Annotated in this window: 21 protein-coding genes; 7 read left to right on the plus strand and 14 right to left on the minus strand. The window is 73.4% G+C overall.

What is annotated here, in order from left to right:
- The first annotated feature begins 45 nt into the window (after positions 1 to 45).
- Positions 46 to 315 carry a hypothetical protein gene (locus ACWCQM_RS20390; protein ID WP_450916578.1) on the plus strand — a complete coding sequence of 90 codons (270 nt, stop codon included), beginning with the start codon at positions 46 to 48 and terminating at the stop codon, positions 313 to 315.
- Between the two features lie 31 nt (positions 316 to 346).
- On the opposite strand, the gene ACWCQM_RS20395 is transcribed toward ACWCQM_RS20390, so the two are convergent.
- The 6 genes from ACWCQM_RS20395 to ACWCQM_RS20420 all read right to left on the minus strand — a co-directional run bounded on the left by ACWCQM_RS20395 (position 347) and on the right by ACWCQM_RS20420 (position 6,733).
- Positions 347 to 1,132, minus strand: coding sequence for a uracil-DNA glycosylase (locus ACWCQM_RS20395; RefSeq protein WP_450916579.1), 786 nt, complete (start codon positions 1,130 to 1,132; stop codon positions 347 to 349).
- A gap of 80 nt (positions 1,133 to 1,212) precedes the next feature.
- Positions 1,213 to 2,487 (minus strand): glycerate kinase family protein, encoded by a 1,275-nt coding sequence (locus tag ACWCQM_RS20400; protein WP_450916580.1) that lies wholly within the window; start codon positions 2,485 to 2,487, stop codon positions 1,213 to 1,215.
- A gap of 179 nt (positions 2,488 to 2,666) precedes the next feature.
- On the minus strand, positions 2,667 to 4,082 hold the full coding sequence (locus tag ACWCQM_RS20405; RefSeq protein WP_450916581.1) for an SLC13 family permease: 1,416 nt from the start codon (positions 4,080 to 4,082) through the stop codon (positions 2,667 to 2,669).
- A 143-nt stretch (positions 4,083 to 4,225) separates the two neighbouring features.
- Positions 4,226 to 4,885, minus strand: a complete 660-nt coding sequence (locus ACWCQM_RS20410; RefSeq protein ID WP_450916582.1) for a response regulator transcription factor — start codon at positions 4,883 to 4,885, stop codon at positions 4,226 to 4,228.
- Complete coding sequence (locus ACWCQM_RS20415; RefSeq protein WP_450916685.1) at positions 4,882 to 6,276, minus strand: sensor histidine kinase; 1,395 nt, start codon at positions 6,274 to 6,276, stop codon at positions 4,882 to 4,884. The genes ACWCQM_RS20410 and ACWCQM_RS20415 overlap by 4 nt, the downstream gene beginning before the upstream one ends.
- Positions 6,277 to 6,340: 64 nt before the next feature.
- On the minus strand, positions 6,341 to 6,733 hold the full coding sequence (locus ACWCQM_RS20420) for a small hydrophilic protein (protein ID WP_450916583.1): 393 nt from the start codon (positions 6,731 to 6,733) through the stop codon (positions 6,341 to 6,343).
- A 214-nt stretch (positions 6,734 to 6,947) separates the two neighbouring features.
- Here ACWCQM_RS20420 and ACWCQM_RS20425 point away from each other — a divergent pair, with 214 nt between their 5' ends.
- Positions 6,948 to 8,591, plus strand: coding sequence for a DNA repair helicase XPB (locus ACWCQM_RS20425; protein WP_450916584.1), 1,644 nt, complete (start codon positions 6,948 to 6,950; stop codon positions 8,589 to 8,591).
- 105 nt (positions 8,592 to 8,696) lie between these two features.
- On the opposite strand, the gene ACWCQM_RS20430 is transcribed toward ACWCQM_RS20425, so the two are convergent.
- The gene (locus tag ACWCQM_RS20430) at positions 8,697 to 8,888 is read right to left on the minus strand and encodes a hypothetical protein (RefSeq protein WP_450916585.1); all 192 of its coding nucleotides are present in this window, start codon (positions 8,886 to 8,888) and stop codon (positions 8,697 to 8,699) included.
- A 158-nt stretch (positions 8,889 to 9,046) separates the two neighbouring features.
- The gene (locus tag ACWCQM_RS20435) at positions 9,047 to 10,027 is read right to left on the minus strand and encodes a zinc-dependent alcohol dehydrogenase family protein (RefSeq protein ID WP_450916586.1); all 981 of its coding nucleotides are present in this window, start codon (positions 10,025 to 10,027) and stop codon (positions 9,047 to 9,049) included.
- A gap of 203 nt (positions 10,028 to 10,230) precedes the next feature.
- On the opposite strand from ACWCQM_RS20435, the gene ACWCQM_RS20440 reads away from it, so the two are divergent.
- From ACWCQM_RS20440 to ACWCQM_RS20450, 3 genes are all read left to right on the plus strand, one after another.
- A complete protein-coding gene (locus tag ACWCQM_RS20440) occupies positions 10,231 to 10,602 on the plus strand; it encodes a winged helix-turn-helix transcriptional regulator (protein WP_450916587.1) in 372 nt (123 codons plus the stop codon).
- Positions 10,603 to 11,031: 429 nt separating this feature from the next.
- The gene (locus tag ACWCQM_RS20445) at positions 11,032 to 13,092 is read left to right on the plus strand and encodes a HelD family protein (RefSeq protein ID WP_450916588.1); all 2,061 of its coding nucleotides are present in this window, start codon (positions 11,032 to 11,034) and stop codon (positions 13,090 to 13,092) included.
- A gap of 283 nt (positions 13,093 to 13,375) precedes the next feature.
- A complete protein-coding gene (locus ACWCQM_RS20450) occupies positions 13,376 to 14,362 on the plus strand; it encodes a lytic polysaccharide monooxygenase auxiliary activity family 9 protein (RefSeq protein ID WP_450916589.1) in 987 nt (328 codons plus the stop codon).
- A 33-nt stretch (positions 14,363 to 14,395) separates the two neighbouring features.
- Here the strand turns inward: ACWCQM_RS20450 and ACWCQM_RS20455 are convergent, their stop codons facing one another.
- The 6 genes from ACWCQM_RS20455 to ACWCQM_RS20480 all read right to left on the minus strand — a co-directional run bounded on the left by ACWCQM_RS20455 (position 14,396) and on the right by ACWCQM_RS20480 (position 21,639).
- The gene (locus tag ACWCQM_RS20455) at positions 14,396 to 16,663 is read right to left on the minus strand and encodes an MMPL family transporter (protein ID WP_450916590.1); all 2,268 of its coding nucleotides are present in this window, start codon (positions 16,661 to 16,663) and stop codon (positions 14,396 to 14,398) included.
- A 234-nt stretch (positions 16,664 to 16,897) separates the two neighbouring features.
- Complete coding sequence (locus ACWCQM_RS20460) at positions 16,898 to 17,587, minus strand: copper homeostasis protein CutC (protein ID WP_450916591.1); 690 nt, start codon at positions 17,585 to 17,587, stop codon at positions 16,898 to 16,900.
- 178 nt (positions 17,588 to 17,765) lie between these two features.
- Positions 17,766 to 19,175, minus strand: coding sequence for a lipase family protein (locus ACWCQM_RS20465; RefSeq protein ID WP_450916592.1), 1,410 nt, complete (start codon positions 19,173 to 19,175; stop codon positions 17,766 to 17,768).
- A gap of 156 nt (positions 19,176 to 19,331) precedes the next feature.
- On the minus strand, positions 19,332 to 20,261 hold the full coding sequence (locus tag ACWCQM_RS20470) for a 5-oxoprolinase subunit C family protein (RefSeq protein ID WP_450916593.1): 930 nt from the start codon (positions 20,259 to 20,261) through the stop codon (positions 19,332 to 19,334).
- A complete protein-coding gene (locus ACWCQM_RS20475) occupies positions 20,258 to 20,893 on the minus strand; it encodes a 5-oxoprolinase subunit B family protein (RefSeq protein ID WP_450916594.1) in 636 nt (211 codons plus the stop codon). Before ACWCQM_RS20475 ends, ACWCQM_RS20470 begins: the two co-directional genes overlap by 4 nt.
- Positions 20,890 to 21,639 (minus strand): LamB/YcsF family protein, encoded by a 750-nt coding sequence (locus tag ACWCQM_RS20480; RefSeq protein WP_450916686.1) that lies wholly within the window; start codon positions 21,637 to 21,639, stop codon positions 20,890 to 20,892. The genes ACWCQM_RS20475 and ACWCQM_RS20480 overlap by 4 nt, the downstream gene beginning before the upstream one ends.
- Positions 21,640 to 21,730: 91 nt before the next feature.
- Between ACWCQM_RS20480 and ACWCQM_RS20485 the strand changes: the two genes are divergently transcribed.
- Positions 21,731 to 22,375 carry an HD domain-containing protein gene (locus ACWCQM_RS20485; protein ID WP_450916595.1) on the plus strand — a complete coding sequence of 215 codons (645 nt, stop codon included), beginning with the start codon at positions 21,731 to 21,733 and terminating at the stop codon, positions 22,373 to 22,375.
- A gap of 103 nt (positions 22,376 to 22,478) precedes the next feature.
- Positions 22,479 to 23,738, plus strand: coding sequence for a Cmx/CmrA family chloramphenicol efflux MFS transporter (locus ACWCQM_RS20490; protein WP_450916596.1), 1,260 nt, complete (start codon positions 22,479 to 22,481; stop codon positions 23,736 to 23,738).
- Positions 23,739 to 23,877: the final 139 nt, after the last annotated feature.

A 23,877-nucleotide genomic window follows, 5' to 3' on the forward strand; every position in this document is an offset into this window, starting at 1 on the left:
GGTCGTCCTGGTGGCTGTGTCCGGCGCAGGACGTACAGGGCCGCCGTGGCCGGGACGAACGCCGCGGCGGGGAAGCTGATCCACAGCCAGGCCACCCGGGAGACCGCGGACACGGAGACCCCGGCACGCCTGTCCACGTCCCGCATCGTGGCGGCCCTGGGCGCGGTCGCGGCGGCCCCGCGCGGGGCGGACTCCGGGCGCCGGGTGGTGGCCCGGCGTGCTCCTGCCGGGCGGGCACCGGTCTGCCGGCCGCCCCTCTCGTTCGTCATCGCGCGACCAGTCCGTGCCGGTCGGCGCTGCTCATGGCGCGAGTGAACAACACGCCTGCCGAACAGACACATGGCCGTCAGGAGGCCGGCAGCCCGCCGAGTGCGGCGGCCTCACGCAGCACCTCGACGAGCATCGGCATGGTGAGCCGGCCCGTGTACGTGTTGCGCCGGCTCGGGTGGTAGCTGCCCAGCAGGTGCAGCTCCCGCCCGTGGTCCGTGGCGGGCAGGACGACGTGCGCGCCATGACCGAAGGCGGGCCGCGGGCGCGGCACCCGCCATCCCGCCTCGGCGAGTACGGGGAGCAGCGCCTGCCAGCCGAAGCCGCCGAGGACCACCACCGCGCGCAGCCCCGGGCCGAGCAGGTCCAGCTCGGCCGACAGCCAGGCCCGGCAGGTCGCGCGTTCCTCGGGGGTCGGCAAGTTGGCCGGGGGTGCGCAGTGCACGGGAGAGGTGAGCCGTACGCCACGCAGGGTCAGCCCGTCCCCCGCATGGACGGAGCCGGGCCGCGAGGCGAGGCCCACGGTGTGCAGGGCCGTGAAGAGGAAGTCACCGGCGTCGTCACCGGTGAACATCCGGCCGGTCCTGTTCCCGCCGTGCGCGGCGGGCGCGAGGCCGACGACCGCCAGGGAGGCGTCCGGCGGGCCGAAGCCGGGGACGGGCCGCCCCCAGTACTCCTGGTCCCGGAAGGCCGCGCGCCTCACCTCGGCGACCTCCTCCCGCCAGGCCACCAGCCGGGGGCAGGCCCGGCACTCCGTGAGGTGTGCGTCCAGCTCACCGAGGTCGTCGCACCGGGGCGCGTGATGCGCGGGGAAGCCCGGGTCGTCGGGCCCCGGCATCTGGCCTGCCGCCTGCTTCGCGTCCATGCCTCCACGCTACGGCCGGCCCGGCCCCACCCGGCCCGGGGCGACACGTCACCCGCTCCGCGCAGGCTCCGTGGCGTGCCTCATCCCGCCTGCGCCAGCGCCTCCCCGGGAGCGCCCGCGCGGTCCGGCGGGCCCTGGTCACCCGGCGCCCCGCCGGGCGTCAGACCGATGCCGATCAGCACCATCCGCAGCGCGCGTTCGGACGCGTCGGCGAGGAACTCCGCGCCCCGGTCGAGCGCCTCGGCGAGGCCCACCGGCGCGGGCAGGATGCCGCTGTACGCGTCCACGCCCGACTCCCGTACCTGCTGGGCGCCTTCGCCGATCGTTCCGGCGAGTGCGAGGACCGGCCGGCCGTGGAGCTTGGCCCGGCGCGCCACCTCCGCCGGGACCTTGCCCCGCGGGGTCTGCCGGTCCAGGGCACCCTCGGCGGTGATCACGAGGTCGGCGCGGGCGAGCCGCGCGTCCAGGTCGAGGTGGTCGAGCAGCACCTCGAAGCGCGGGAGGAGCCGTGCGCCGAGTGCGGCGAGCCCGGCGCCGAGCCCACCCGACGCACCGGTCCCGGGTCCGTGGCGCAGACTGTCCGGCGGCGCCGTGCCGGGCGCACCGCACAGGCGCGGGCGTACGTCACGGGCGAGCAGCCCGGCCCAGTGGTCGAGCGCGGCGGACAGCTCCTCGACCTGCCGCGCCGTCGCGCCCTTCTGCGGGCCGAACACCCGGGCCACGCCCTGGGGACCGCACAGCACGTTGTACGGATTGCACGCGACGAGCATCTCGGCCTCGGACAGCCGGGGGTCGAGCCCCGAGGCGTCGATACGGGCGAGGTGACGCAACGCCCCTCCACCCTGCGGGAGTTCACGGCCATCGGCATCGAGCAGCCGGGCTCCCAGCGCCTGGAGGGCCCCCGCGCCCCCGTCGGACGTCCCCGAGTCCCCGCAGCCGACGAGGATGCGGTGCGCGCCGGCGTCCAGTGCGGCGCGGATGAGCTCGCCGACCCCGTACGTCGTCGTCGCGACCGGATCGCGGCGGTCGTGCGGCACCAGGCCGAGCCCCGCCACCGCCGCCATCTCCACCACGGCGGTGCGCGGCCCGTGGGCCGGCCCTCCGAGCAGTGCGAAGTGCGTGGCGACGGGCTCGCCGACCGGCCCCGTCGCCGTACGGTGCACCAGCCTGCCTCCCGTGGCGGCGGCCAGCGCCTGTGCGGTGCCCTCGCCCCCGTCGACGAGCGGGATGAGGTCGATCTCCGCGTCGGGGACCACGCGCAGCAGCCCCTCCGCGATGGCCTGTGCGGCGTCCTGCGCGGACAGGGACTCCTTGAAACCGCTGGGTGCGATGGCGAACCGGTACGTCGCGGACATGGCTACTCCTGGGGTGGTGGCGGGGTGACGGATGACAGGAAGGGGTGGAGCGGGAGACGGCCGGGGCCTGATGCCCCGCAGCGGCCGGACACCGGACGGTCGGGGCGCGACGCCCAGCAGTGGCCGGACAGCGGACAGTCAAGGCGCGACGCGCCCCGCAGCGGCCGGACACCGGACAGTCAGGGCGCGACGCCCAGCAGCGGCCAGACGCCGAGCGCGAAGAGCAGGACCACCGCCGCGCTCAGCGGTGCCAGGAAGGCCGAGAGCCGCAGCAGATCGCGAGGGCCGTACGTCGGGACACCCGGGACGTCGGCGAAGAGCGCCACCGGCTTGGCCGAGGCGGGCAGGGTGTGGCAGAACCCGGCGGCTGCGGTGGAGGCGAGCGCGGCGGCCACCGGGTCGACGCCGAGGCCCACGGCCGCCGCCACGACCAGCGGCACGAGGACGCTGGAGCGGGCGGAGCGCGACTGGAGCACCAGGTGCGCCGCGGTGCTGAGGGCGACGACGGCCGCGAGGAAGACCCAGGCGGGCACCCCGGTGCCGGCCGGCAGGCCCGAGACGAGCCACTCGGCGGCCCCGGACTGGGTGAGGGCCGCGCCCATCGCCATCGTCGCGGCCATGAACAGCAGCAGCGACCACGGCACCGTCGACAGGGCGTCCTTCAGCCGGACCGTGCCCAGCGCCGGTGACGCGGCGACCACCGCGCCGATCAGCGCGACCAGGGCCGGCGGCACCCCGTGCAGCGGCTCGCTGCACCACAGGACCACCACCGTGCCCAGCAGCAGCGCGCACCGCGCCTCGCCCGGTTCCAGCGGACCGGTCACCGGCTTCTCGCTGTGCTCCTGGATCTCCTCGACGGAGATGTGGACGGGCCCGCGCCGGTCCTCCCGCCGTGTGGTGGTGAACAGCACCAGTTCCGCCGCGAGATGGGAGGAGACGACGGCCAGCGGCAGCCCCAGCAGGAGCCACTGGGTGAAGCCGATGCGCTGCCCGGTGGCCTCCCACAGGACGGACACGGTGATCAGGTGAGCCCCGGCCCCGATGAGCGTGGCCACCGCCGACAGGAGGATGACCGTGGGGAAGAGCAGCGCCAGCATGACCACCAGCCGTCTGCGGTCGGCCAGCGCCTTCGCCAGGGCCAGGAAGACCGGCAGCGCGAGGGCCGCGCGGCCCGAGGTCGCGGGGACCGCGAACGCGGTCAGCACCAGGGCCGTCGTCGTCAGGTGCACCAGCTGCCGCACGGTGCGCGCACCGCCGACCAGGAAGGCCGCCGCCCGGCCCGCGAGGCCGCTGCGCGAGACCGCGGCGGCGATCACGAAGGCGCAGATCAGCAACCAGACGGTCGAATCACCGAGGGTCGCGAACAGGGTGTCGCTGCTGATCACTCCGGCCGCCGCGAGCACCAGCCCCGCGCCCAGCGCGATGTACGTGTCGTCCACGGCGGTCCCGATCCACGCACAGGTGGCGACGGCGAACACCATCAGCGTGATCCGGCCGTCCGTGCCGATGCCCTGGACGGCTCCGGGCACGAGCAGGACCGCGCAGGCGCTCAACGCGACGCACGCCGACACGGCCTGACGGGTAGTCAGGTTCACCTTGGCTCCTCAACGGGCGGGGACCGGGCCGGTCCCGGCCCGTGTCAGCCAGTCTTGAGAGCCGCGGTGAGCACCTCATGAGCCGCCCATGAAGGAAAGTTCATGGACCGGCGCGCCCGCCCCGCACCCCGGAGCGGGTGCGCTCAGCGCATCCGGTAGCCCATGCCCCGTACGGTCTCCAGCCGTTCCGCGCCGAGCTTCTTGCGCAGTGCCCGCACATAGACGTCCACGATGTTGGAGCCGGGGTCGAAGTCGTAGCCCCACACGTGCGACAGGATCTGCTCGCGCGACAGCACCTGGTCGGGGTGGCGCAGGAAGAGTTCGAGCAGGACGAACTCGCGCGCCGTCAGGTCCACGGTGCGGTCCTGTGCCCGGGCCCGCCGGGTGCGCAGGTCCAGCGTGAGGTCGCCGCTGCGCAGCACGGTCACCTCCGGTACCCGGGCCGCGGTGCGCAGCCGGAGCCGCACCCGGGCCAGCAGTTCCTCGAAGCGGAACGGCTTGGTCATCCAGTCGTCCGCGCCGCCTTCCAGGCCGGCCACGGTGTCCCGTACGGAGTCCCGCGCGGTCAGCACGATCACCGGGGACGTCACCTGGGCCTCGCGGACCTCGCGCAGCACCGAGAAGCCGTCCAGGTCGGGCAGCCCGATGTCCAGGACGATCAGGTCGAAGCCGCCCGTGCACGCGTAGTCGACGGCCGTGCGCCCGTCGCCCGCGACCGTCGTGGTGAAGCCGTTGGCCCGCAGGCCCTTCTCCACGAAGGCGGCGATCCGCTCCTCGTCCTCGACGATGAGAATCCTGCTCACAGTCCGACAGCCTCCACATCCGGTTCCGCGACGGGCGAGCAGGGCAGCAGCAGGGCGAAGGTCGCCCCGCCGCCGGGGGTGGCGCGCAGCTCGACGCGCCCCCGGTGGCCTTCCGCGATGGCCTTGACGATCGACAGCCCGAGTCCCGCGCCGCTGCCGCGCGAGCCCCGCCGGGCGGCGCCCCTGCGGAACCGCTGGAAGATGACCTCGGCGTCCTGGGGCCGCACACCGGAGCCGCTGTCCGCCACGTACAGCTCCACCTCGCCCGCGTCCGTGAGCCGCGAGCCGATGCGGACCGTCGCGCCGGGAGCCGTGTGCTGGACGGCGTTCTGCGCGAGCTGCACCATCGCCTGGGTGACGCGCTGGGGGTCGAGCGTCGCCCAGCCGTCGGCACCGCCGTCCAGCTGCCAGTCGCGGCGCCCGAGCGCCCGTACCTTCACATAGACGTCCGCGGTCAGCTCGGCGAGTTGCACCGGTTCGGGCGTGGTGAAGTCGGAGCGTTCGGCCTTGGCGAGGAGCAGGAGGTCCTCGACGATCCGGCTCATCCGGTCGAGCTCGTCGGTGACCAGCCGAACCGTCTCCTCGCGCTCGGCCGGGTCGTCGCCCATCAGCTCCAGATGGCCGCGCACGATGGTGATCGGCGTGCGCAGCTCGTGCCCGGCGTCGTCGATGAACTGCCGCTGGGTCCCGAAGGCGCGCTCCAGCCGGTCCAGCATCGCGTTGAAGGTCTCGGCGAGCGCGGAGATGTCGTCCCGCCCGTGGACGGGGATGCGCCGGGTGAGGTCCTGCTCGGTGAGCTGCGCCGCGGTGGCGCGCACGAGCCGTACGGGCGCGAGTATCCGCCCCGCGACGACCCAGGCGATGCCGGTGGTCATCAGCAGGGCCACACCCGAGATGGCGAGCAGGACCCGGAAGACGCCGTTCACCACGGCCCGTTCGCCGTCGGCGTGGAAGGCGACCACGAAGGTCCCCTGTGCCGCGCCCCCGTCGCTGCCCACGTCGACCTTCGCCCAGCGGATCTCGCCCTCGGGCCTCTCCAGGGTCCCCGTGCTCCGCGAGGACCCGGTGATGGCCCTCAGCGAGCCGCGGTCCTTGTGGAGGGGCAGGCCGGTGGCGATCTCGCGGTTCTGCCGGAGCGTCGAGGAGGAGGCCCCCTCCCCGACGACGGCGAGCAGCTCCTCACCGGTATCGGCGTACTGCCGCTGGAGATGGACCTCCAGGAGCCGCTGCGGCCCGGCGAAGGGGGTGCCGGTGTCGGGGTCCCTGCCGTGCTCGACGAAGTTCGCGAACTCCTGGGTCTCCTGGGCGAGCAGCGTGCTGATCCGGTGGTCCAGGTCGCCCAGCAGGATGGAGCGGGTGGTGGTGGCGACGGCGGCGAGCGCCACGGTCATCACCACCAGGAGCCAGAGCAGGATGCGGACCCGTGCGGATATCCGGTGCCGGGCCGGGGGCTGCTCACCCGTCGTCGTTGCCGTCGTCACCGCCGCCGCGGGTCCCGGGGGTGCTGGAGGTGCTGTCGTCATCGGAGTCGTCCGCGTCATCGTCGTCGTTGGTGTCGGTGGCGGGCGGCTGCGGGACGACGACGTCGCCCGGCGGGGCCGTCGGGTCCGTACTGCCCGGACGCGGGCTGACGGTGGCGCCGGGACCCGGGCTGGCGGTGGTGCCGGGACCCGGGCTGGTCGTCGTACCGGGATCGGGGCTGCCGGAGGCGGGGCCGCTGTCCAGGTCCACCCGGCCGGGCACTTCCGGCCGTGCGGGGCTGTCGGCCAGCGCGTAGCTGGTCGCGGCTATGCCCAGCGGGATCGCGACAACGGCTGCCAGGGTGGCGATACGGTGCGAGAAGGCCATACACGGAGCCTGCCGCCCGTATCCGCGCGCCGGCATGAAGCCAAGATGAGGAAACCTTCATCTGGCCCCTCGCCGGTGGTTATGCCTCATGCCCTCAACGTAGCCGCCCGGTCCCGGCCCGGATGCGGCACACTGGACGTTTGGCCGTCCGCGGCCGTCCCCGGCGGCGTTTCCCAGCAGCAGGGCAGAAGCAGAGCAGAAAGGGCCGACGCGCGTGACCGGACCCCTCATCGTCCAGAGCGACAAGACGCTTCTCCTCGAAGTCGACCACGACCAGGCCGAGGCCTGCCGTCGTGCCATCGCACCCTTCGCCGAGCTGGAGCGTGCGCCCGAGCACATCCACACCTACCGGCTGACCCCGCTCGGCCTGTGGAACGCCCGCGCCGCGGGGCACGACGCCGAACAGGTCGTCGACGCCCTCGTGGAGTACTCGCGCTACCCCGTGCCGCACGCGCTCCTCGTCGACATCGCCGAGACGATGGCGCGGTACGGCCGCCTCACCCTGTCCAAGCACCCGGTGCACGGGCTGGTGCTGACCTCCAACGACCGGCCGGTGCTGGAGGAGATCCTCCGCTCGAAGAAGGTCCAGCCGCTGGTCGGGACCCGTATCGACCCGGACACCGTGGCCGTGCACCCCTCCGAGCGCGGGCAGATCAAGCAGACGCTGCTGAAGCTGGGCTGGCCGGCCGAGGACCTCGCCGGTTACGTCGACGGCGAGGCACACCCGATCGAGCTCGACCAGGACGGCTGGGCGCTCCGCCCGTACCAGCGGCAGGCCGTCGACGGCTTCTGGCACGGCGGCTCGGGTGTCGTCGTGCTCCCCTGCGGCGCGGGCAAGACGCTGGTCGGCGCCGGTGCCATGGCCGAGGCCAAGGCGACCACGCTGATCCTGGTGACCAACACCGTGTCGGCGCGGCAGTGGAAGCACGAACTGGTGAAGCGGACCTCGCTGACCGAGGAGGAGATCGGCGAGTACAGCGGTACGCGCAAGGAGATCCGCCCGGTCACGATCGCCACGTACCAGGTGCTGACCACCCGCCGTAAGGGCATCTACCCGCACCTGGAGCTGTTCGACTCCCGGGACTGGGGGCTCGTGATCTACGACGAGGTGCATCTGCTGCCCGCGCCCGTCTTCAAGTTCACCGCCGACCTCCAGGCACGCAGGCGTCTCGGGCTGACCGCGACGCTGGTGCGCGAGGACGGCCGCGAGTCGGACGTCTTCTCCCTCATCGGGCCCAAGCGCTTCGACGCCCCGTGGAAGGAGATCGAGGCGCAGGGTTACATCGCGCCCGCCGACTGTGTCGAGGTCCGGGTGAACCTCACGGACTCGGAGCGCCTGGCGTACGCGACGGCCGAGGCCGAGGAGAAGTACCGGTTCTGCGCGACGACCGCGACGAAGCGGAAGGTCACCGAGGCGCTCGTGCGCAAGCACCAGGGTGAGCAGACCCTCGTCATCGGGCAGTACATCGACCAGCTCGACGAGCTCGGCGAGCATCTGGACGCCCCGGTGATCAAGGGCGAGACGAGCAACGCGCAGCGCGAGAAGCTGTTCGACGCGTTCCGCCAGGGCGAGATCAGCGTGCTGGTGGTGTCGAAGGTCGCGAACTTCTCGATCGACCTGCCGGAGGCCACGGTCGCCATCCAGGTGTCCGGGACGTTCGGTTCGCGCCAGGAGGAGGCACAGCGGCTCGGCCGGGTACTGCGGCCGAAGGCGGACGGGCACGAGGCCCGGTTCTACTCGGTGGTCGCCCGCGACACGATCGACCAGGACTTCGCGGCGCACCGCCAGCGGTTCCTGGCCGAGCAGGGGTACGCGTACCGGATCGTCGACGCGGACGAGCTGCTCACGGAGAGCTGACGGGGCCGGTCGGGTACGGGGCCCGGTCGGGTACGGCGGCCGGTCGTGCAGGCGCTGGGCGCGTGCAGGCGCGCCGAGCGGGTACGGCGGCCGGTCGGGGCGGGCTCAGCGGTGGCGGCGGACGATGCCCGCCTCCTCCGCGTACTCGCCGAGTACGGCCACGCCGAACGCGGCGCGCGCGTAGACGGAGACGGCGCGCACCGCGTCCCCGACGCGGTGGCCGCGCGGGCGGCCGGTGGCCGCGGTCGCGCCGTGCGCGGGCCCGGTCCTTCGCGGGTTCACATAAAGGGTGCTCATGCATTCCATGGTGCTCCGCCCGGCCGCGCCCCGGCATCGGCCGGGCGGCCGAAGAAGGCGCGGACCGGGGTCGCCCGCAGGACGGACCCGTCCCCTACGGGACGGACGCCGCCCGCGGGCCACGGGACGGACACCGGCTGCGGCCGTACCCCTGGTGGTCAGACAGTGACGACGATCTTGCCGACCTGCTGTCCCCGCTCCAGGTACCGGTGCGCCTCGACGATCTCGTCGAGGCCGAACACCCGGTCCACGGTGGGCCGCAGCGCCCCGTTGCGCAGGCCGGCGTCCAGGAAGGCAGCGATGCGGCGCACCACGACGGGGTCGAGGGTGTGCTCGAAACTGGCGTAGCCGAGGATCGTGAGGGGCCAGGTCATCGGGAACGTCGCGGGCCGGGGGTCCAGCCAGCCCGCGGTGACCAGGGTGCCGCCGGGCCTGGCCGCCTTCGCCAGATCCGCCAGACCGGGGCCCATGACGGAGTCGAGGATGATGTCGGCCCCGGCCCCGCCGCTGTGCCGGCGGGCGGCTTCCGCCACGTCCTCGTCGTCGGTGACGATGACGGCGGCGGCGCCCGCGGCGAGCAGTCCCTCCTTCTTCGCGGCATGACGGGTGACCGCCAGGGGAACGGCACCGATCTGGCGGGCGACCTGGATGGCGGCCAGGCCCACGGAACTGGAGGCGGCGGTGATCAGGACGTGGTCGCCGGGGCGCGTCCCGCCCTTCTCCACGAGCGCGCCGTACGCCGTGGAGTACGCCACCCACAGGGCCGCCGCGCCGGTCGCGTCCAGCCCGTCGGGCCGCGCGACGACGGTGGTGGCGGGCACGGTGGTGTATTCGGCGTAGGTGCCGTTGAGGTCCATCGCGGGGACGGCGGTGACGAGGACCGCGTCGCCGGCTGCGAGCCCCTCGACACCGGGGCCCACCGCGTCGACGACACCGGTTCCCTCGCAGCCCAGCCGGGCGCGCGGCAGACGGACCGGCCCGGGGTAGGACCCGGCGCGCATCATCTGGTCGAGCCGGTTGACGCCGATGGCCTCGATCCTGATCCGCACCTCGCCCTCGGCGGGCTCGACGACCGGTTCTTCGGCGATGCGCAGGACGTCCGGTGCTCCGGTCCTGTCGAACACGACGACGCGTGGCATGGGTGACCCGTCTTTCTCTCGGAGGGCTGGGCGCGGTGCGGCGGCAGGGCGCCCGGCCCTCCCGCGCGGGAGGGCGGCGGGGCGCTCGCCGGGCCGGGAACACGCGGGTGCTGCCCGCATCCGCCACCGTCGCCTTCGCGGTCGCCGTCGCACACAGACGAAATTACTGATCCGACAGGTACCTCCTGGTACCTTCCCCTCCCATGAGCCACTCGGCCGGAGACGTCTTCCTCGCCGACTGCCCCGCCCGGCTGGCGATCGAGATCATCGCCGACAAGTGGGCCGTCGTCGTGATCTTCGCGCTCAGCCGGCGGCCGTGCCGGCACGGCGAACTGGTCGGCCTGATCGGCGGTGTCTCGCGCAAGGTCCTCACCCAGACGCTGCGCAGGCTCCAGGGCTACGGCCTCGTCGAACGCCACGCGTACGCCGAGGCGCCGCCCCGGGTCGAGTACAGCCTCACCGAGCTCGGCCGGACGCTCGTGGTGCCCATCGCCGCGCTGACGGAGTGGGCGGCCCTGCACGGCGAAGCCGTCGTCGACTTCCAGGAGTCGGAGCAGGACGGGTCCGCCGGGTAGGCGACGGCGGTCGCACGACGCAGGGACGTCCGGGCAAGCGTCCCTCCACGCCCGACGCGGGGACGTCCGGGCAAGCGCCCCTCCACGGTCCCCCGACGCGGGAACGTCCGGACAGGCGCCCCCGTCCGCCGAAACCCTTCGTCCGCCGAAGTTCTCCATCCGCCGGACCCCTCCGTGCCGCTGATCTATTCGTTCGCCCCCGGAAGCCGCGATCGCTACAATCGCCCGTCTGCCCGCCTCCCGAACCGGGGTACCGGCTCGCCCTTCCGAGCGGCCGGCAGCCGGGGGAGTGCCGCCGACCGGACGGAAACCGGCCGACAACAGCCGCACGCGCCACTCGCGTGCGCATCTGTGTGTGAACGTCCCCGAGCGGACGGGGCGGTGAGCCCTGTCCGCCGTCCTGCGTCGACAAAGCCGGAGGCAAACACCGTGCCCGCGCACGAAGAGTCAAGCAATCCACTGGCCAGGGAGCGGGCGCACCTCGCCGCGTCCCGTGCCGCGCTGCGCGCCATGCGCGAGGACGTGCAGGCGCTCGACATCCGCGACGTCACCGCGAACTGGGTCAACGCCGCAGTCCTCCAGGCGCAGATCGACGACCGCATCAAGGCGCTCGCCGACCTCTCCCACACCCCGCTGTTCTTCGGGCGTCTCGACTATCTGCACGTGGTCGGGGCCGAGAAGGCGGAGGGCGCCGAGGGCGAGCAGTTCTACATCGGGCGCCGCCATGTCCACGACGCGCAGGGCGACCCGATGGTCATCGACTGGCGCGCGCCGGTCTCCCAGCCCTTCTACCAGGCCTCCAGGAACAACCCGCTGGACGTCGACCGGCGCCGCCGCTTCGGCTACACCGGCGGGGAGCTGACCGCGTACGAGGACGAGCACCTCACCGACCCTGCCGAGAAGGAGCAGACCAGCAGGCTGCTCCAGGCCGAGATCGAGCGGCCCCGTGTGGGTCCGATGCGCGACATCGTGGCGACGATCCAGCCCGAGCAGGACGAGATCGTCCGCAGCGGGCTCGGCGGGACGGTCTGTGTCCAGGGAGGCCCCGGCACCGGGAAGACGGCCGTGGGCCTGCACCGTGTGGCGTACCTCCTGTACGCGCACCGCGAGCGGCTGGCCCGCACCGGCACCCTGGTGATCGGCCCGAACCGCTCGTTCCTCCACTACATCGAGCAGGTGCTGCCCGCGCTGGGCGAGCTGGAGGTCAAGCAGGCCACCGTGGAGGACCTGGTGACCGCCCGCGTCGAGGTGCGCGGCACGGACGAGTCGCCCGCCGCGGTGATCAAGGGCGACGCCCGCATGGCGGAGGTCCTGCGGCGGGCGATCCGCTCGCACGTCACACCCCCCACGGAACCGGTCGTGGTGGTGCGCGGCTCGCGCCGCTGGCGGGTCCCGGCGTACGAGGTCGAGGAGATGGTCCAGGAGCTGCTGGCCCGCGACATGCGCTACGGCGCAGCCCACGAGGCGCTGCCGCAGCGCATCGCGCACGCCGTCCTCGTACGGATGGAGGAGGCGGGCGAGGCCCCGGACGACCGGGTGCAGAACTCGGTGGCGCGCAACCCCGCCGTGAAGGCGGCCGTGAAGGCGATCTGGCCGGCGGTGGACCCGGCGAAGCTGGTGCTGCGCCTCCTGACGGACGCCGGTTTCCTGGCGGAGCACGCGGAGGGAATCCTCGGCGAGGACGAGCAGAAGCACGTCCTGATGGCCAAGCCGGCCCGCAGTGTGAAGTCCGCGAAGTGGACGGCGGCGGACGCGGTCCTGATCGACGAGGCCGCCGACCTGGTGGCCCGCACGCACTCGCTGGGCCATGTCGTCATCGACGAGGCCCAGGACCTCTCCCCCATGCAGTACCGCGCGGTCGGCCGCCGCTGCTCGACCGGTTCGGCGACGGTGCTCGGCGACCTGGCGCAGGGGACGACGCCGTGGTCGACGCAGAGCTGGGAGCAGGCGCTGTTCCACCTGGGCAAGGCGGACGCGGTGGTGGAGGAGCTGACGGCGGGCTTCCGTGTGCCGCGCGAGGTGATCGCGTACGCCTCCCGGCTGTTGCCCGCCATCTCCCCCGGCCTCGCGCCGGTGGAGTCGGTGCGTGAGACGCCCGGCTCCCTGTCGGTACGGGAGGTGACCGACGCGGCTGCCCTGGACGGCGCGGTGGTCGCGGCGTGCGAGGAGTCGCTGCTCCACGAGGGCTCGATCGGCCTGATCGCGGCCGACGCCCGTGTCCCCGCCCTGGCGGAGGCCCTCGCGGCGGCGGGCCACAGCGTGCTGGCCCCCGGCGAGGAGACGACGGCGGACTCCCGGCTGACGCTGGTCCCGGCCTCGCTGGCGAAGGGCCTGGAGTACGACTACGTGGTCCTGGACGAGCCGGCGGCCGTGGTCGACGGCGAGCCCGACGAGCGCACCGGCCTGCGCCGTCTGTACGTGGCGCTGACCCGTGCGGTCTCGGGCCTCGTGGTCCTGCACGCGGCCCCGCTGCCGGAGCGGCTCGGCTGACGGCGCCTGCCCGGAGTGCTTCGCGGCACGGTGCCGTGAAGCACTCCCCGCACCGAAGACGCACCGAAGACGCACCGAGGACGTACCGGCCGGCGGTCCACCGGGAGCCGGCCGGCCGGGACCAGCTCACCGGCCCCCCGGCTGACGCAACTGCGCCGCATTCAGGGGAAGTTGCAGTAGTCGCCGCATGAGGCGTTTACAGACCAACCGGTGCGCGCTACGTTTTTGGGAGCGCTCCCACACCCTTCGCACTCTCCTTCATCCCCCCAGAGGAGATCAACACATGGCCATGCGAACCCTCTTCCGGAGAACGTTTCCGATGCGCGCGCCTCGCGTACTGAGCCTCCTGGGAGCAGGCCTGCTGGGCCTCACCCTGGCCGGTCTGCCCTCCCCCGCATCCGCTCACGGCGTCGCCATGGAGCCGGGTTCACGCAGCTACCTGTGCTACAAGGACATGGTCGCGAGCGGGAACCAGACCCCGTCCAACCCTGCCTGCGCCGCCGCGGTCGCGGCGACCGGCACCACTCCGCTGTACAACTGGTTCGGCGTCCTGGACTCCAACGGCGGCGGGAGGACCAAGGGTTACATCCCGGACGGCGAGCTCTGCAGCGGCGGCCACAACGGCCCGTACAACTTCTCGTCGTACAACGCGGCCCGTAGCGACTGGCCGACGACCCACCTCACGGCGGGCACCACCACCCAGGTGAAGTACAGCAACTGGGCCGCGCACCCGGGCAGGTTCGACGTCTACATCACCAAGGACGGCTGGTCGCCCAGCCAGCCCCTGGCGTGGGACGACCTGACGCTCACCCAGACCGTGGCCAACCCGCCGCAGGCGGGCGGGGCGGGCTCGGACGGCGGTAACTACTACTGGAACCTCCAGCTCCCGCAGGGCAAGTCCGGCAAGCACATGATCTTCATCCACTGGATCCGCTCGGACAGCCAGGAGAACTTCTACTCCTGTTCCGACGTCGACTTCGACGGCGGCAGCGGCGAGGTCACCGGCATGAACGGGAGCCAGCTGTCGGCGGACGAGCTGGCGGAGGTCGCCGAGAAGACCGGCACCCAGGCCGCACCGGCCCACGCGGAGCACGCCGGGCACGCGGCCGAGGCAGGGAAGGCCGGCCTCGTGGCCTCCGCCCAGGAATCCTCGGCCGGTTATCTGCCCGCGGCGACGGCGGTCTCACTGACCGGCGCCGCCCTGATGTTCGCAGCGGGGGCAGTGGCCCAGAGCCGGCGCAGGCGCCGCGAGGCCGCGCAGGACCACTGACCGCCCGGACCGCTCACGGCCCCGGACCGGACGTCACCGGCCCGGGGCCGCACCGCCGGCCGTGGACTCCCCCTCCGCGTCGAGGTGCGGAAGGATGCGGTCCAGCCACCGCGGCGTCCACCAGGCGGCGCGGCCGAGCAGGGTCATCACGGCGGGCACGAGGAGCAGGCGTACGACGGTGGCGTCGATGAGGACGCTGGCGGCGAGGCCGAGGCCGAGCATCTTGACCACGATGTTGTCGCTGATGAGGAAGGCCGCGAAGACGCTGACCATGATCAGTGCGGCGCAGGTGATGACCCGCGCGGTGATCTCCAGGGCGTGCGCGACGCTCGCCCTGGGATCGCCGGTGGACAGCCATGCCTCGTGGATGCGGGAGAGCAGGAAGATCTCGTAGTCCATGCTGAGGCCGAAGACGATGGCGAACATCATCATCGGCACATAGCTCTCGATCGGCACGTCGCCCGACACCCCGAGCGCGGGTCCGCCCCAGCCCCACTGGAAGACGGCGACCACGACCCCGTACGAGGCCGCGATCGACAGCACGTTGAGCAGGGCCGCCTTGACCGCGACGAGCAGCCCGCGGAACACGGCCAGGATCACGAGGAAGGCGAGGGCGACCACCACGGCGATGATCAGGGGCAGTCTGCTGGAGACGATGTCGAGGAAGTCGACCTGGGCAGCGGTGGTGCCGGTCACATAGCCGCTCGCGGCGGTGCCGGACACCGCGTCGGGCAGGACGTCGTCCTTGAGGTGGTTGACCAGGCTCGTGGTCCGCTCGTCCTGCGGTGCGGCGACGGAGTAGGCGGTGGCCGTGAGGACGTCCCCGTCGGACGTGGCGGTGAGCGGGGTGATGACGGACGCGTCCGGCACCTTGGCCAGGGACTGCTGGGCCTGGCTCTCCAGCGCGCTCCGGTCGCTCTGCGGCACCTCGCTCTGGTCGATCACGAGCGTCAGCGGACCGTTCGAACCGGGGCCGAATGCCGAGGACATGAGGTCGTAGGCCCGCCGGTCGGTGAAAGACTTGGGGTCGGCGCCGTCGCCGATGTGCCCGAGCTGGATGAAGAAGACGGGGAAGGCCAGGACGGCCAGGACGACGACCCCGGAGGCCAGGAACCACCACGGTCTGCGCTCGACGCGCTGGGCGTAGCGGTGCCAGGTGCCGGTCTGCTGCTCCCCCGGCCCGGCGTCCGCGTCGCCCTCGATCTCGGCGATCGGCCTGCGGACGTGGATCCGGTCGATGTGGCGGCCGATCAGTCCGAGCATGGCGGGCACCAGGGTGAGCGCCCCGAGCACCGCCGTGACGACGGTGACGGCTGCGGCCACGCCCAGCTTGCCGATGAAGCCGATCCCGGAGACCCAGAGTCCGCAGAGAGCGATGATCACCGTGCAGCCGGAGAGCAGCACGGCCCGGCCGCTGGTGCTCGTGGCCGACCCGGCGGCCTCGACGGGGTCCTTGCCGTCCATGAGGTTCTGGCGGTGCCGGGTGACGAGGAAGAGGGCGTAGTCGATGCCGACGCCGAGCCCGATCATGGTGGCCAGCGTCGGCGAGACGGTGGCGAAGGTGGTCGCGGCGGCCAGCAGCCCCAGGAGGGCGAGCCCGCAGACGACGCAGATGAGGGCCGTCACCAGCGGCAGCAGCGCGGCGACGAGACTGCCGAAGCCGATCAGCAGCACCAGGACGGCCACCCCGAAGCCGATGGCCTCGCTGGTGCGGTCGTTCGCGCCGGGCCGGGCCAGCTCGCCGAGCGAGCCGCCGTACTCGACGTCGGCGCCCGCCTTGCGCAGCGGCTCGACGGCCGAGTCCACCCCGTCGAGGTAGCCGTCCCCGAGTGTGGAGGGCTGCTCGCTGAACCGGATGGTGATGTACGCGGTCTTCCCGTCGGTGGAGAGCGGCCCGACGTCCGAGCTGCCGGAGCCGCTCTGCGCCGTCAGCGGGTTCTGGACGGACAGCACGTCCGGCAGCTTCTGGAGGCTGCCGACGACCGTCGACATCTGGCTGCTCAGTCCGGTGAGTGAGGCGTCCGCGTCGTGCACCACGATCTGGCTGCTGTAGCCGCCGGCCGATGGAGCGTGCTTCTCCAGGACGTCGAGGCCCTCCTGCGACTGGGTCCCGGAGATCGAGAAGTCGTCGGAGTAGTCGCCGCCGTAGGCGTGGTGCAGGACCTGGAGTGCGGCGAGCGCTGCCAGCCAGAGCACGATGACGATCACGAAGTGGCGCGCGCACCACGCCCCGGTCGCGTGCAGCACCCCCGCCCGGCGCGCGGGAGTGCCGGCGCCGTGGGCGGTCTGCTGGTGCGACATGTGAACTCCGGGGCGGGGCCGGGCAACTGGAACACTCAGCAGCATTCAAGGCCCGTCCCGCCCCGCAGGCACGCCGGGATGGGAGAACGGGTGACCCCGCCACCACACGAACGGCGCCCCGCACCAGGGCCCCGTCGACCGTCCCGTCAGCCGTCGAGCGCCGTGCGCCACTCGCGTACGGCAGCCTCGGCCCCGCGAGCTGCGCCCCGCGCCAGGGCCCCGTCGACCGTCCCGTCAGCCGTCGAGCGCCGTGCGCCACTCCCGTACGGCAGCCACGTCCACCGGCCCGTCCCAGCCGCCCGGCCGGGCCGCGCCTCCGATGTGGAAGGCCTCGATGCCCGCGGCGCGCAGGCGCGGCAGGTGCTCCAGGCGCAGGCCGCCGCCGACCATGATCTGCGGCTCGTAGCCGGGCAGGTCCGCGTGCTCCGCTTCGGCCAGCAGGGTGTCGATGCCCGCGTCCACGCCCCTGGGCGAGCCCGCCGTGAGGTACGTGTCCAGCCCCGGCAGGTCCGCGAGGTGCTTGCGCAGGACGTCGCGGTCGGCCGCGCGGTCGATGGCGCGGTGGAAGGTCCAGCGGCAGCCGTTCAGCTCGGCGACGAGCCGTTCGACGGCGACGAGGTCGGCGTGGCCGTCCTCGTCGAGGAAGCCGAGGACGAATTCCTCGGCGCCCGCCGCGCGCATCTCGCGGGCCTTCTCCACCAGGACGACGATGTCACCGGCGGCGAAGCCGTCCGTGACCCTGAGCATGACCCGCAGTGGGATGTCGACGGCGGCCCTGATCGCCGTGAAGGTCTCCACCGAAGGGGTCAGGCCGTCGGCCGCCATGTCGGTGACCAGTTCGAGGCGGTCCGCACCTCCCGTCTGCGCCGCGACCGCGTCCTCCGCGTCGAGAGCGATCACCTCCAGGACTGCACGGTTGCTCATGGTGTTCCATTCCCTCGGAGCGGCTGCGGACTACAGGTCTAGTCCAATAACCAGACTACGGGCCCGTCCCCCGCCGCGCAGCTCCCCGGATGAACACGTACGTGAACATGCGCGAGGCCGCAGCGGCGTCCGTGGGGCGGACGCGCGCCGCGGCCTCAGGGCCCACGGTGCGGGGAGGTCAGGGCTGGACGGGCATCGACCAGCAGTTGGAGGTGGCCTTCCGCCCGGAGAGACGGTCGGTCAGCCAGGAGATGGCGCTGCCCTGGTCGGTGAGGAGCGGGGCGAGGTGGTTGGTGAGGATCTTGTCGCCGAGGTTGGGGAGCAGGACCGCCTCGTACGTCACGTTCGCGCCCTTGCGGCACCAGTCCACCGCGAGCTGCCTGGCCTGCGCGTGCCCGACGATGTCGTCCTGCACACCGGTCACCACCCGCACCGGGGCCGCCGGCTTCAGGGTGCCGATGCGCTGCTGGGCGAGGATCTCCTGGAGCTTCGGCTCGGCCGCGATGATGTCGGCGATCGGCTTGCCGCTCGCCGTCCACTTCTTGCTGCTGGTGAAGCCGTGGCCGAGGATCGCGTCGCCCACGCACATGGTCGAGGTGTCCTTCAGCGCGGCCTTGCCGACGTCGTTGGTGTTCGCGTCGACGATCACCTTCAGTGACGGGTCGGTCTGGGCGAATCCGTTGATCGACCAGCCCAGCGCTCCGGCCAGGGCGCTGCCGTCTATGCCCTTCATGACCTCGGTGAGGTCGGCGGGCGGCGCCCCTGCGTAGGCGCCCGCCAGATTGACGTCAGGCGCGTAGGAGGGCTGGAGTTCCGCGGCCGACGCGGCGGCCCCGCCGCCCTGGCTGTAGCCGTAGAGGCCGACCCTGGAGGAGGAGGTGAGCGAGCTGCCCGCGACGGAGCGCGCGGCCCGGGCCGCGTCCAGGAGGGCGTGGCCCTCGTCGAGACGGTTGACGTAGGTGTGGAGCCGGTCGGTGGCGCCGAGGCCCACGTAGTCGGTGACGACGACGGCGGCACCGGCGGCGAGGAAGCGGTAGGCCGCGATGTTGTCGTAGCCGATGGAGACCGTGCCCTCGCCGATGGTCAGCGGGTTCTGGAGCGAGAGCGAGGGGGCGCACTGGTCGCCCTGGCCCATGGTCCCCGAGGCCAGCGCCACGAGCGGGCGGGGGCCGTCGCCCTTCCAGGCGGCGGAGGGCTCGATGTAGGCGCCGGTGACGGCGACGGGCGCGCCGTTCGCATCGGTGGACTTGTACATCAACCGCGTTGCGGTGCCGGGCAGTTGGCGACCATCCAGCCCGGGGAGACTCACGCCGAGGGGCAGCGGCTCCGTGCGGACGAGGGACCCGTCGGCGGAGGGCAGCTGCGCCGGCGGATTGTAGAAGGCGGGGATGGTCACACCCCGGGAGACCACCGACTCCGGCCCGGCGGCACCGGAGGCCGACGCGGGCACGGTCGCCGCGCCCAGGCAGGCCGCGGCGGCCACCGAGGCAGCCAGCAGGCGTCCCGTGCGGCGTCCCGGCCGACGGGTTCCATGGAGGTGGGGGGCGTTCACGGTCGAGCTCGAACGGGTGGTCTTGCGCGGACTCACGGCTCACTCCTCGCTCTGCTCCGATGGCTGTCAGCGCAAGCTAGCACCGTGGGGTTACCCGAAGTAACTCGTCGGTAAGTTACGCTTCGGTAACGTGAGGTCGCGCCTCCCCGGCAGCGACGGCGGCCCGGCCATCGGCCCCGTCCTGGCCCCCCGTCACGGGCGTACGAACCTCACCGGCGTCCCCGGCACCGCCTGCGCCGCGCCCGCCAGCGCGGCTTCCGCGACCACGCCCACGACCGGGTAACCACCCGTCGTCGGATGGTCGTTGAGGAACACCACGGGCAGCCCGTCCGGCGGGACCTGAACGGCCCCCAGGACCATTCCCTCGCTGGGCAGTTCGCCCTCCACCGCGCGCTCCAGAGCGGGGCCGCCCTCCGTGCGCAGCCCGACGCGGTTGCTGCGCTCCGAGACCCGGTACACGGCGGTCGTCAGCGTGCGCAGGGCCGCGTCGGTGAACCAGCCCTCGCGCGGCCCCGGATGCAGCGGCAGCACCAGCTCGGCAGGTACCCCGGGCCAGGGCACGGCGTCGCCGTGCGGGGAGAGGGGCGGGAGCGCGCGGCCCAGCGGCAGCACGTCACCCTCGCGCAGGACCGGAGGGCCGAGCCCCGAGAGCAGGTCGGCGGACCTGCTGCCGAGCACCGGCTCGGGCACCAGGCCGCCCGCGAACGCCAGATAGCCGCGCAGGCCCTGTACCGCCGGTCCCGCCTCCAGGACCGCTCCGGGCGGCACCCGCACGGGCGCGCCCCACGCGACCGGGCGGCCGTCCACGGTGACCCGGCAGCCCGCCCCGCCGACCACGGCGAGCACCGGCCGGGCGCCGGTCACCCGGACCGCGCACCCCGTGACGGTGGTCTCCAGGACCGCCGCGTCCGGCGCGTTGCCGACGAGCCGGTTGGCCAGCCGCAGGGCGGGCCCGTCCAGCGCGCCGGCGCGGGGCACGCCGAGGTGCGCCCAGCCGGTGCGGCCCGCGTCCTGCACGGTGGTCAGCGCGCCCGCCCTGACCACTTCCAGCGCCGGACCCGCGCCCCCGGCCCCTTCGAGCTCCGGACCCGCGCCCCCGGACCCTCCGAGCGCCGGGCTCATCCCTCCGCCCCCACGGCCACGAAGCGCACCCGGGCCCCGGGGCCGAGCAGCGCCGCCGGTTCCCGCCCCGGGTCCCAGAGGGCGTCCGGCGCGGGCATCCGGCCGATGAGCTGCCAGCCGCCGGGCGAGGCACGCGGATAGACCCCGGTGTAGGGCCCGGCGAGGGCGAGCGCCCCGGCCGGCACCCGGGTCCTGGGCGTGGCCCTGCGCGGCACGCGCAAGTGCCCCGGCAGGCCGGTCAGATAGCCGAAGCCGGGCGCGAACCCGCAGAAGGCCACCCGGAATTCCGTACGCGCGTGGATGCGCGGCACCTCGTCGACGGCGACGCCCCACGCGTCGGCGACATCGGCGAGGTCCGGGCCGTCGTAGACCACGGGTATCTCGACGGCCTCCCCCGCGCTCCGGCTCAGCGGCGGCACGGTCCAGGAGGCCATCCGCGCCGCGAGCGCCCGGTCCTCGACGCCGTCCAGGAGCACCGTCCGGGCGCCGGGGACGATCTCGCGTACGGCGGGGAGCTCACCGGCGGCGCGGCGGCGCAGCAGCTCCGCGTGGAAGGCCTCCGCCTCCTCTCCCGAGCCGAGTTCCACGAGCAGGGCGCGGGGGCCGGCCTCCAGCACCCGGATGCCGCTCACGCGAACGCCCGTATGCGCACGCCGGCTTCCTCCAGCGCGGCCCGCACCCGCCGGGCGAGCGCCGCGGCCCCCGGGGTGTCGCCGTGGACGCACAGCGAGCGCGCCGCGACGGCGATCCGGCCGCCGTCCGCGCCGGTCACGGCGCCGTCGACGGCCATGCCGACGCTGCGGCGCACGACCTCGTCCGGGTCGTGCACCACCGCGCCCGGCTCGCCGCGCGGGACGAGCGTGCCCTGCGGGGTGTACGCGCGATCGGCGAAGGCCTCCTCCACGGCGGTCAGCCCCGCGGCCTCCGCGTGGGCGAGGAGCCGCGAACCGGGCAGCCCGAGGACGGCCGGGCCGCCGCCCGCGAGCCGCACGCCCGCGACGACGGCGGCGGCCTGCTCCTCGTCCCGGACGACGCGGTTGTAGAGGGCGCCGTGCGGTTTCACGTACGACACGGTGGAGCCGGCGGCCTCGGCGAAGACCCTCAGGGCGCCGATCTGGTAGGCGATCTCGGCGGTCAGCTCGGCGGCCGGTACGTCCATGGAGCGCCGCCCGAACCCGGCGAGGTCGCGGTAGGAGACCTGCGCCCCGATGCGCACCCCGCGCTCCGCCGCCGTCTCGCAGACCCTGCGCATCACGGAGGCGTCGCCCGCGTGGAAGCCGCAGGCCACGTTGGCGCTGGTGACGCAGGTCAGCAGCGCCTCGTCCTCGGTGAGGGTCCAGCGTCCGAACCCTTCGCCCAGGTCCGCGTTGAGATCGATGAGATACGGGGATTCCGCCGGTTCCGTCACGGCCGAACGCTAACGAGCGGCCGGCCCGCCGGGCAAGGTCCCCCGGCTCTACAGTCGCTGCATGACCGACGCCACCGCGCTCCGCGTCCGCTGGCAGGACGCCCTCACCGCCGCCCGGGGCGGCGTACCGGGCCCCGACCCCCTGCCGTACGCCGACAACCTCCTGGAACGCTGGGCCGAGCCCCAGCGGCGCTATCACACGACCGCACATCTCACGCAGGTCCTGGACCGCGTCGACACCCTGGCCGGGCACGCCGCCGATCCGGACCTGGTGCGCCTCGCCGTCTGGTTCCACGACGCGGTCTACCGCCCGGACCGGTCCGAGAACGAGGAGCGCAGCGCCGCGCTCGCCGAGCGGGCCCTGCCCGAGGCCGGTGTCCCCGACACGGCGACGGCCGAGGTCGCCCGGCTGGTCAGACTCACGGTCACCCACGACCCGGCCGAGGGCGACACGAACGGCGAGGTGCTGTGCGACGCGGACCTCGCGATCCTGGCGTCATCCCCGAAGGAGTACGCGGCCTACGCGGCGCAGGTGCGCGAGGAGTACGGCTTCGTACCGGACGACGCCTTCCGCGAAGGGCGCTCGGCGGTGCTGCGGCAGCTGCTGGAGCTGCCCCGGCTGTTCCGTACGCCGCACGGCGTGGAGGAGTGGGAACCGAGGGCGCGGCAGAATCTGACCACCGAATTGGAGCTGCTCACCCGCTGAGACAACCGAATGCGAGCTGCTCACCCACTGAGACAGGGGAATGACAGGGACGAGGGCACTGTTGGCCACTGTCATGCCTGACTCCGCTTCCCGTCGTCCCCGCATGCCGATGGCCGTCTATATTCTCGGCCTCTCGGTCTTCGCTCTCGGTACCAGCGAGTTCATGCTGTCCGGGCTGCTGCCACCCATCGCGTCCGACATGGACGTGTCGATCCCCAAGGCCGGACTCCTCATATCCGCCTTCGCGATCGGCATGGTGGTCGGCGCCCCGCTGCTGGCCGTCGCCACCCTGCGGCTGCCACGCCGCACGACCCTGATCGCACTGATCTCGGTCTTCGGGCTCGGCCAGATCGCGGGCGCGCTGGCGCCGACGTACGAGGTGCTGTTCGTCTCCCGCGTGGTGAGTGCGCTGGCGTGCGCCGGTTTCTGGGCGGTCGGCGCCGCGGTGGCCATCGCGATGGTGCCGGTGAACGCGCGGGCCAGGGCGATGGCCGTGATGATCGGCGGGCTGTCGATCGCCAATGTGCTGGGGGTGCCGCTGGGCGCGTTCCTCGGGGAGAGCTTCGGGTGGCGCTCGGCGTTCTGGGCGGTGGGCGCGGCGTCCGCCGTGGCGCTGGTGGGTGTCGTCACCCGTATCCCGCGCATCCCGCTGCCGGACGAGCAGCCGCAGCTCAAGAAGGAAGTGGCGATCTACAGGGACCGCCAGGTGTGGCTGTCCATCGTGATCACCGCGCTCGCGGCGGGCGGGGTGTTCTGCGCGTTCAGCTATCTCGCGCCGCTGCTGACGGATGTGGCGGGGCTCGGCTCCGGCTGGGTGCCGTGGGTCCTCGGGCTGTTCGGCGTGGGCGCGCTGATCGGTACGACGATCGGCGGCCGGGTCGCGGACGCGCACCTCTTCGGTGTGCTGCTGAGTGGCATCAGCGCCTCGACGGTCTTCCTGGTGGCGCTGGCCCTCTTCGCGTCGAACCAGGTCGCCGTGATCGCCCTGGCGTTCCTGCTCGGGCTGTCGGCGTTCTACACGGCCCCGGCGCTCAACGCCCGGATGTTCAACGTGGCGGGCGCGGCGCCGACGCTGGCCGGGGCGACGACCACGGCCGCGTTCAACCTGGGCAACACCAGCGGCCCGTGGCTGGGCGGCACGGTGATCGACGCGGACTTCGGCTTCCGGGCCACGGCCTGGGCGGGCGCCGGGATGCTGGTCCTCGGCCTCGTGGCCGTGGTGGTCTCGCTGCGGCTGGGCGGCGGGGGCGTCCCGTCCCGGCTGGTCGCCACGGCGAAGTCCGCGACGACCGGCACGGGCGGGAAGGACCGCGAAGCGGTGACGTCGCCCCTCGACCCGGCGTGCACACCCGACAGGGCCTGAGCGGGGACGCCACCGGGCCGGGTCCACGCCCCCGGGGGCACCAGGACCGGGCTCATCCCCCAGGCACACCAGGACCGGGCTCATCCCCCAGGCACCCGCAGGCCCGGTCCACGCCCCCGGGCACACCGTGCCCGGGGGC

It is taken from the genome of Streptomyces sp. NPDC002125 (genome assembly GCF_053593715.1).

Excerpts from the sequence above, each read along its gene's own strand:
- ACWCQM_RS20490 (WP_450916596.1), top strand. The coding sequence starts at position 22,479 with ATGCCGATGGCCGTCTATATTCTCGGCCTCTCGGTCTTCGCTCTCGGT.
- ACWCQM_RS20485 (WP_450916595.1), top strand. The coding sequence starts at position 21,731 with ATGACCGACGCCACCGCGCTCCGCGTCCGCTGGCAGGACGCCCTCACC.
- ACWCQM_RS20440 (WP_450916587.1), top strand. The coding sequence starts at position 10,231 with ATGAGCCACTCGGCCGGAGACGTCTTCCTCGCCGACTGCCCCGCCCGG.
- ACWCQM_RS20435 (WP_450916586.1), bottom strand. The coding sequence starts at position 10,027 with ATGCCACGCGTCGTCGTGTTCGACAGGACCGGAGCACCGGACGTCCTG.
- ACWCQM_RS20460 (WP_450916591.1), bottom strand. The coding sequence starts at position 17,587 with ATGAGCAACCGTGCAGTCCTGGAGGTGATCGCTCTCGACGCGGAGGAC.
- ACWCQM_RS20400 (WP_450916580.1), bottom strand. The coding sequence starts at position 2,487 with ATGTCCGCGACGTACCGGTTCGCCATCGCACCCAGCGGTTTCAAGGAG.
- ACWCQM_RS20430 (WP_450916585.1), bottom strand. The coding sequence starts at position 8,888 with ATGAGCACCCTTTATGTGAACCCGCGAAGGACCGGGCCCGCGCACGGC.
- ACWCQM_RS20455 (WP_450916590.1), bottom strand. The coding sequence starts at position 16,663 with ATGTCGCACCAGCAGACCGCCCACGGCGCCGGCACTCCCGCGCGCCGG.
- ACWCQM_RS20470 (WP_450916593.1), bottom strand. The coding sequence starts at position 20,261 with ATGAGCCCGGCGCTCGGAGGGTCCGGGGGCGCGGGTCCGGAGCTCGAA.
- ACWCQM_RS20450 (WP_450916589.1), top strand. The coding sequence starts at position 13,376 with ATGGCCATGCGAACCCTCTTCCGGAGAACGTTTCCGATGCGCGCGCCT.
- ACWCQM_RS20415 (WP_450916685.1), bottom strand. The coding sequence starts at position 6,276 with ATGACCGTGGCGCTCGCCGCCGTCGCCACCACCACCCGCTCCATCCTG.
- ACWCQM_RS20395 (WP_450916579.1), bottom strand. The coding sequence starts at position 1,132 with ATGGACGCGAAGCAGGCGGCAGGCCAGATGCCGGGGCCCGACGACCCG.
- ACWCQM_RS20420 (WP_450916583.1), bottom strand. The coding sequence starts at position 6,733 with ATGGCCTTCTCGCACCGTATCGCCACCCTGGCAGCCGTTGTCGCGATC.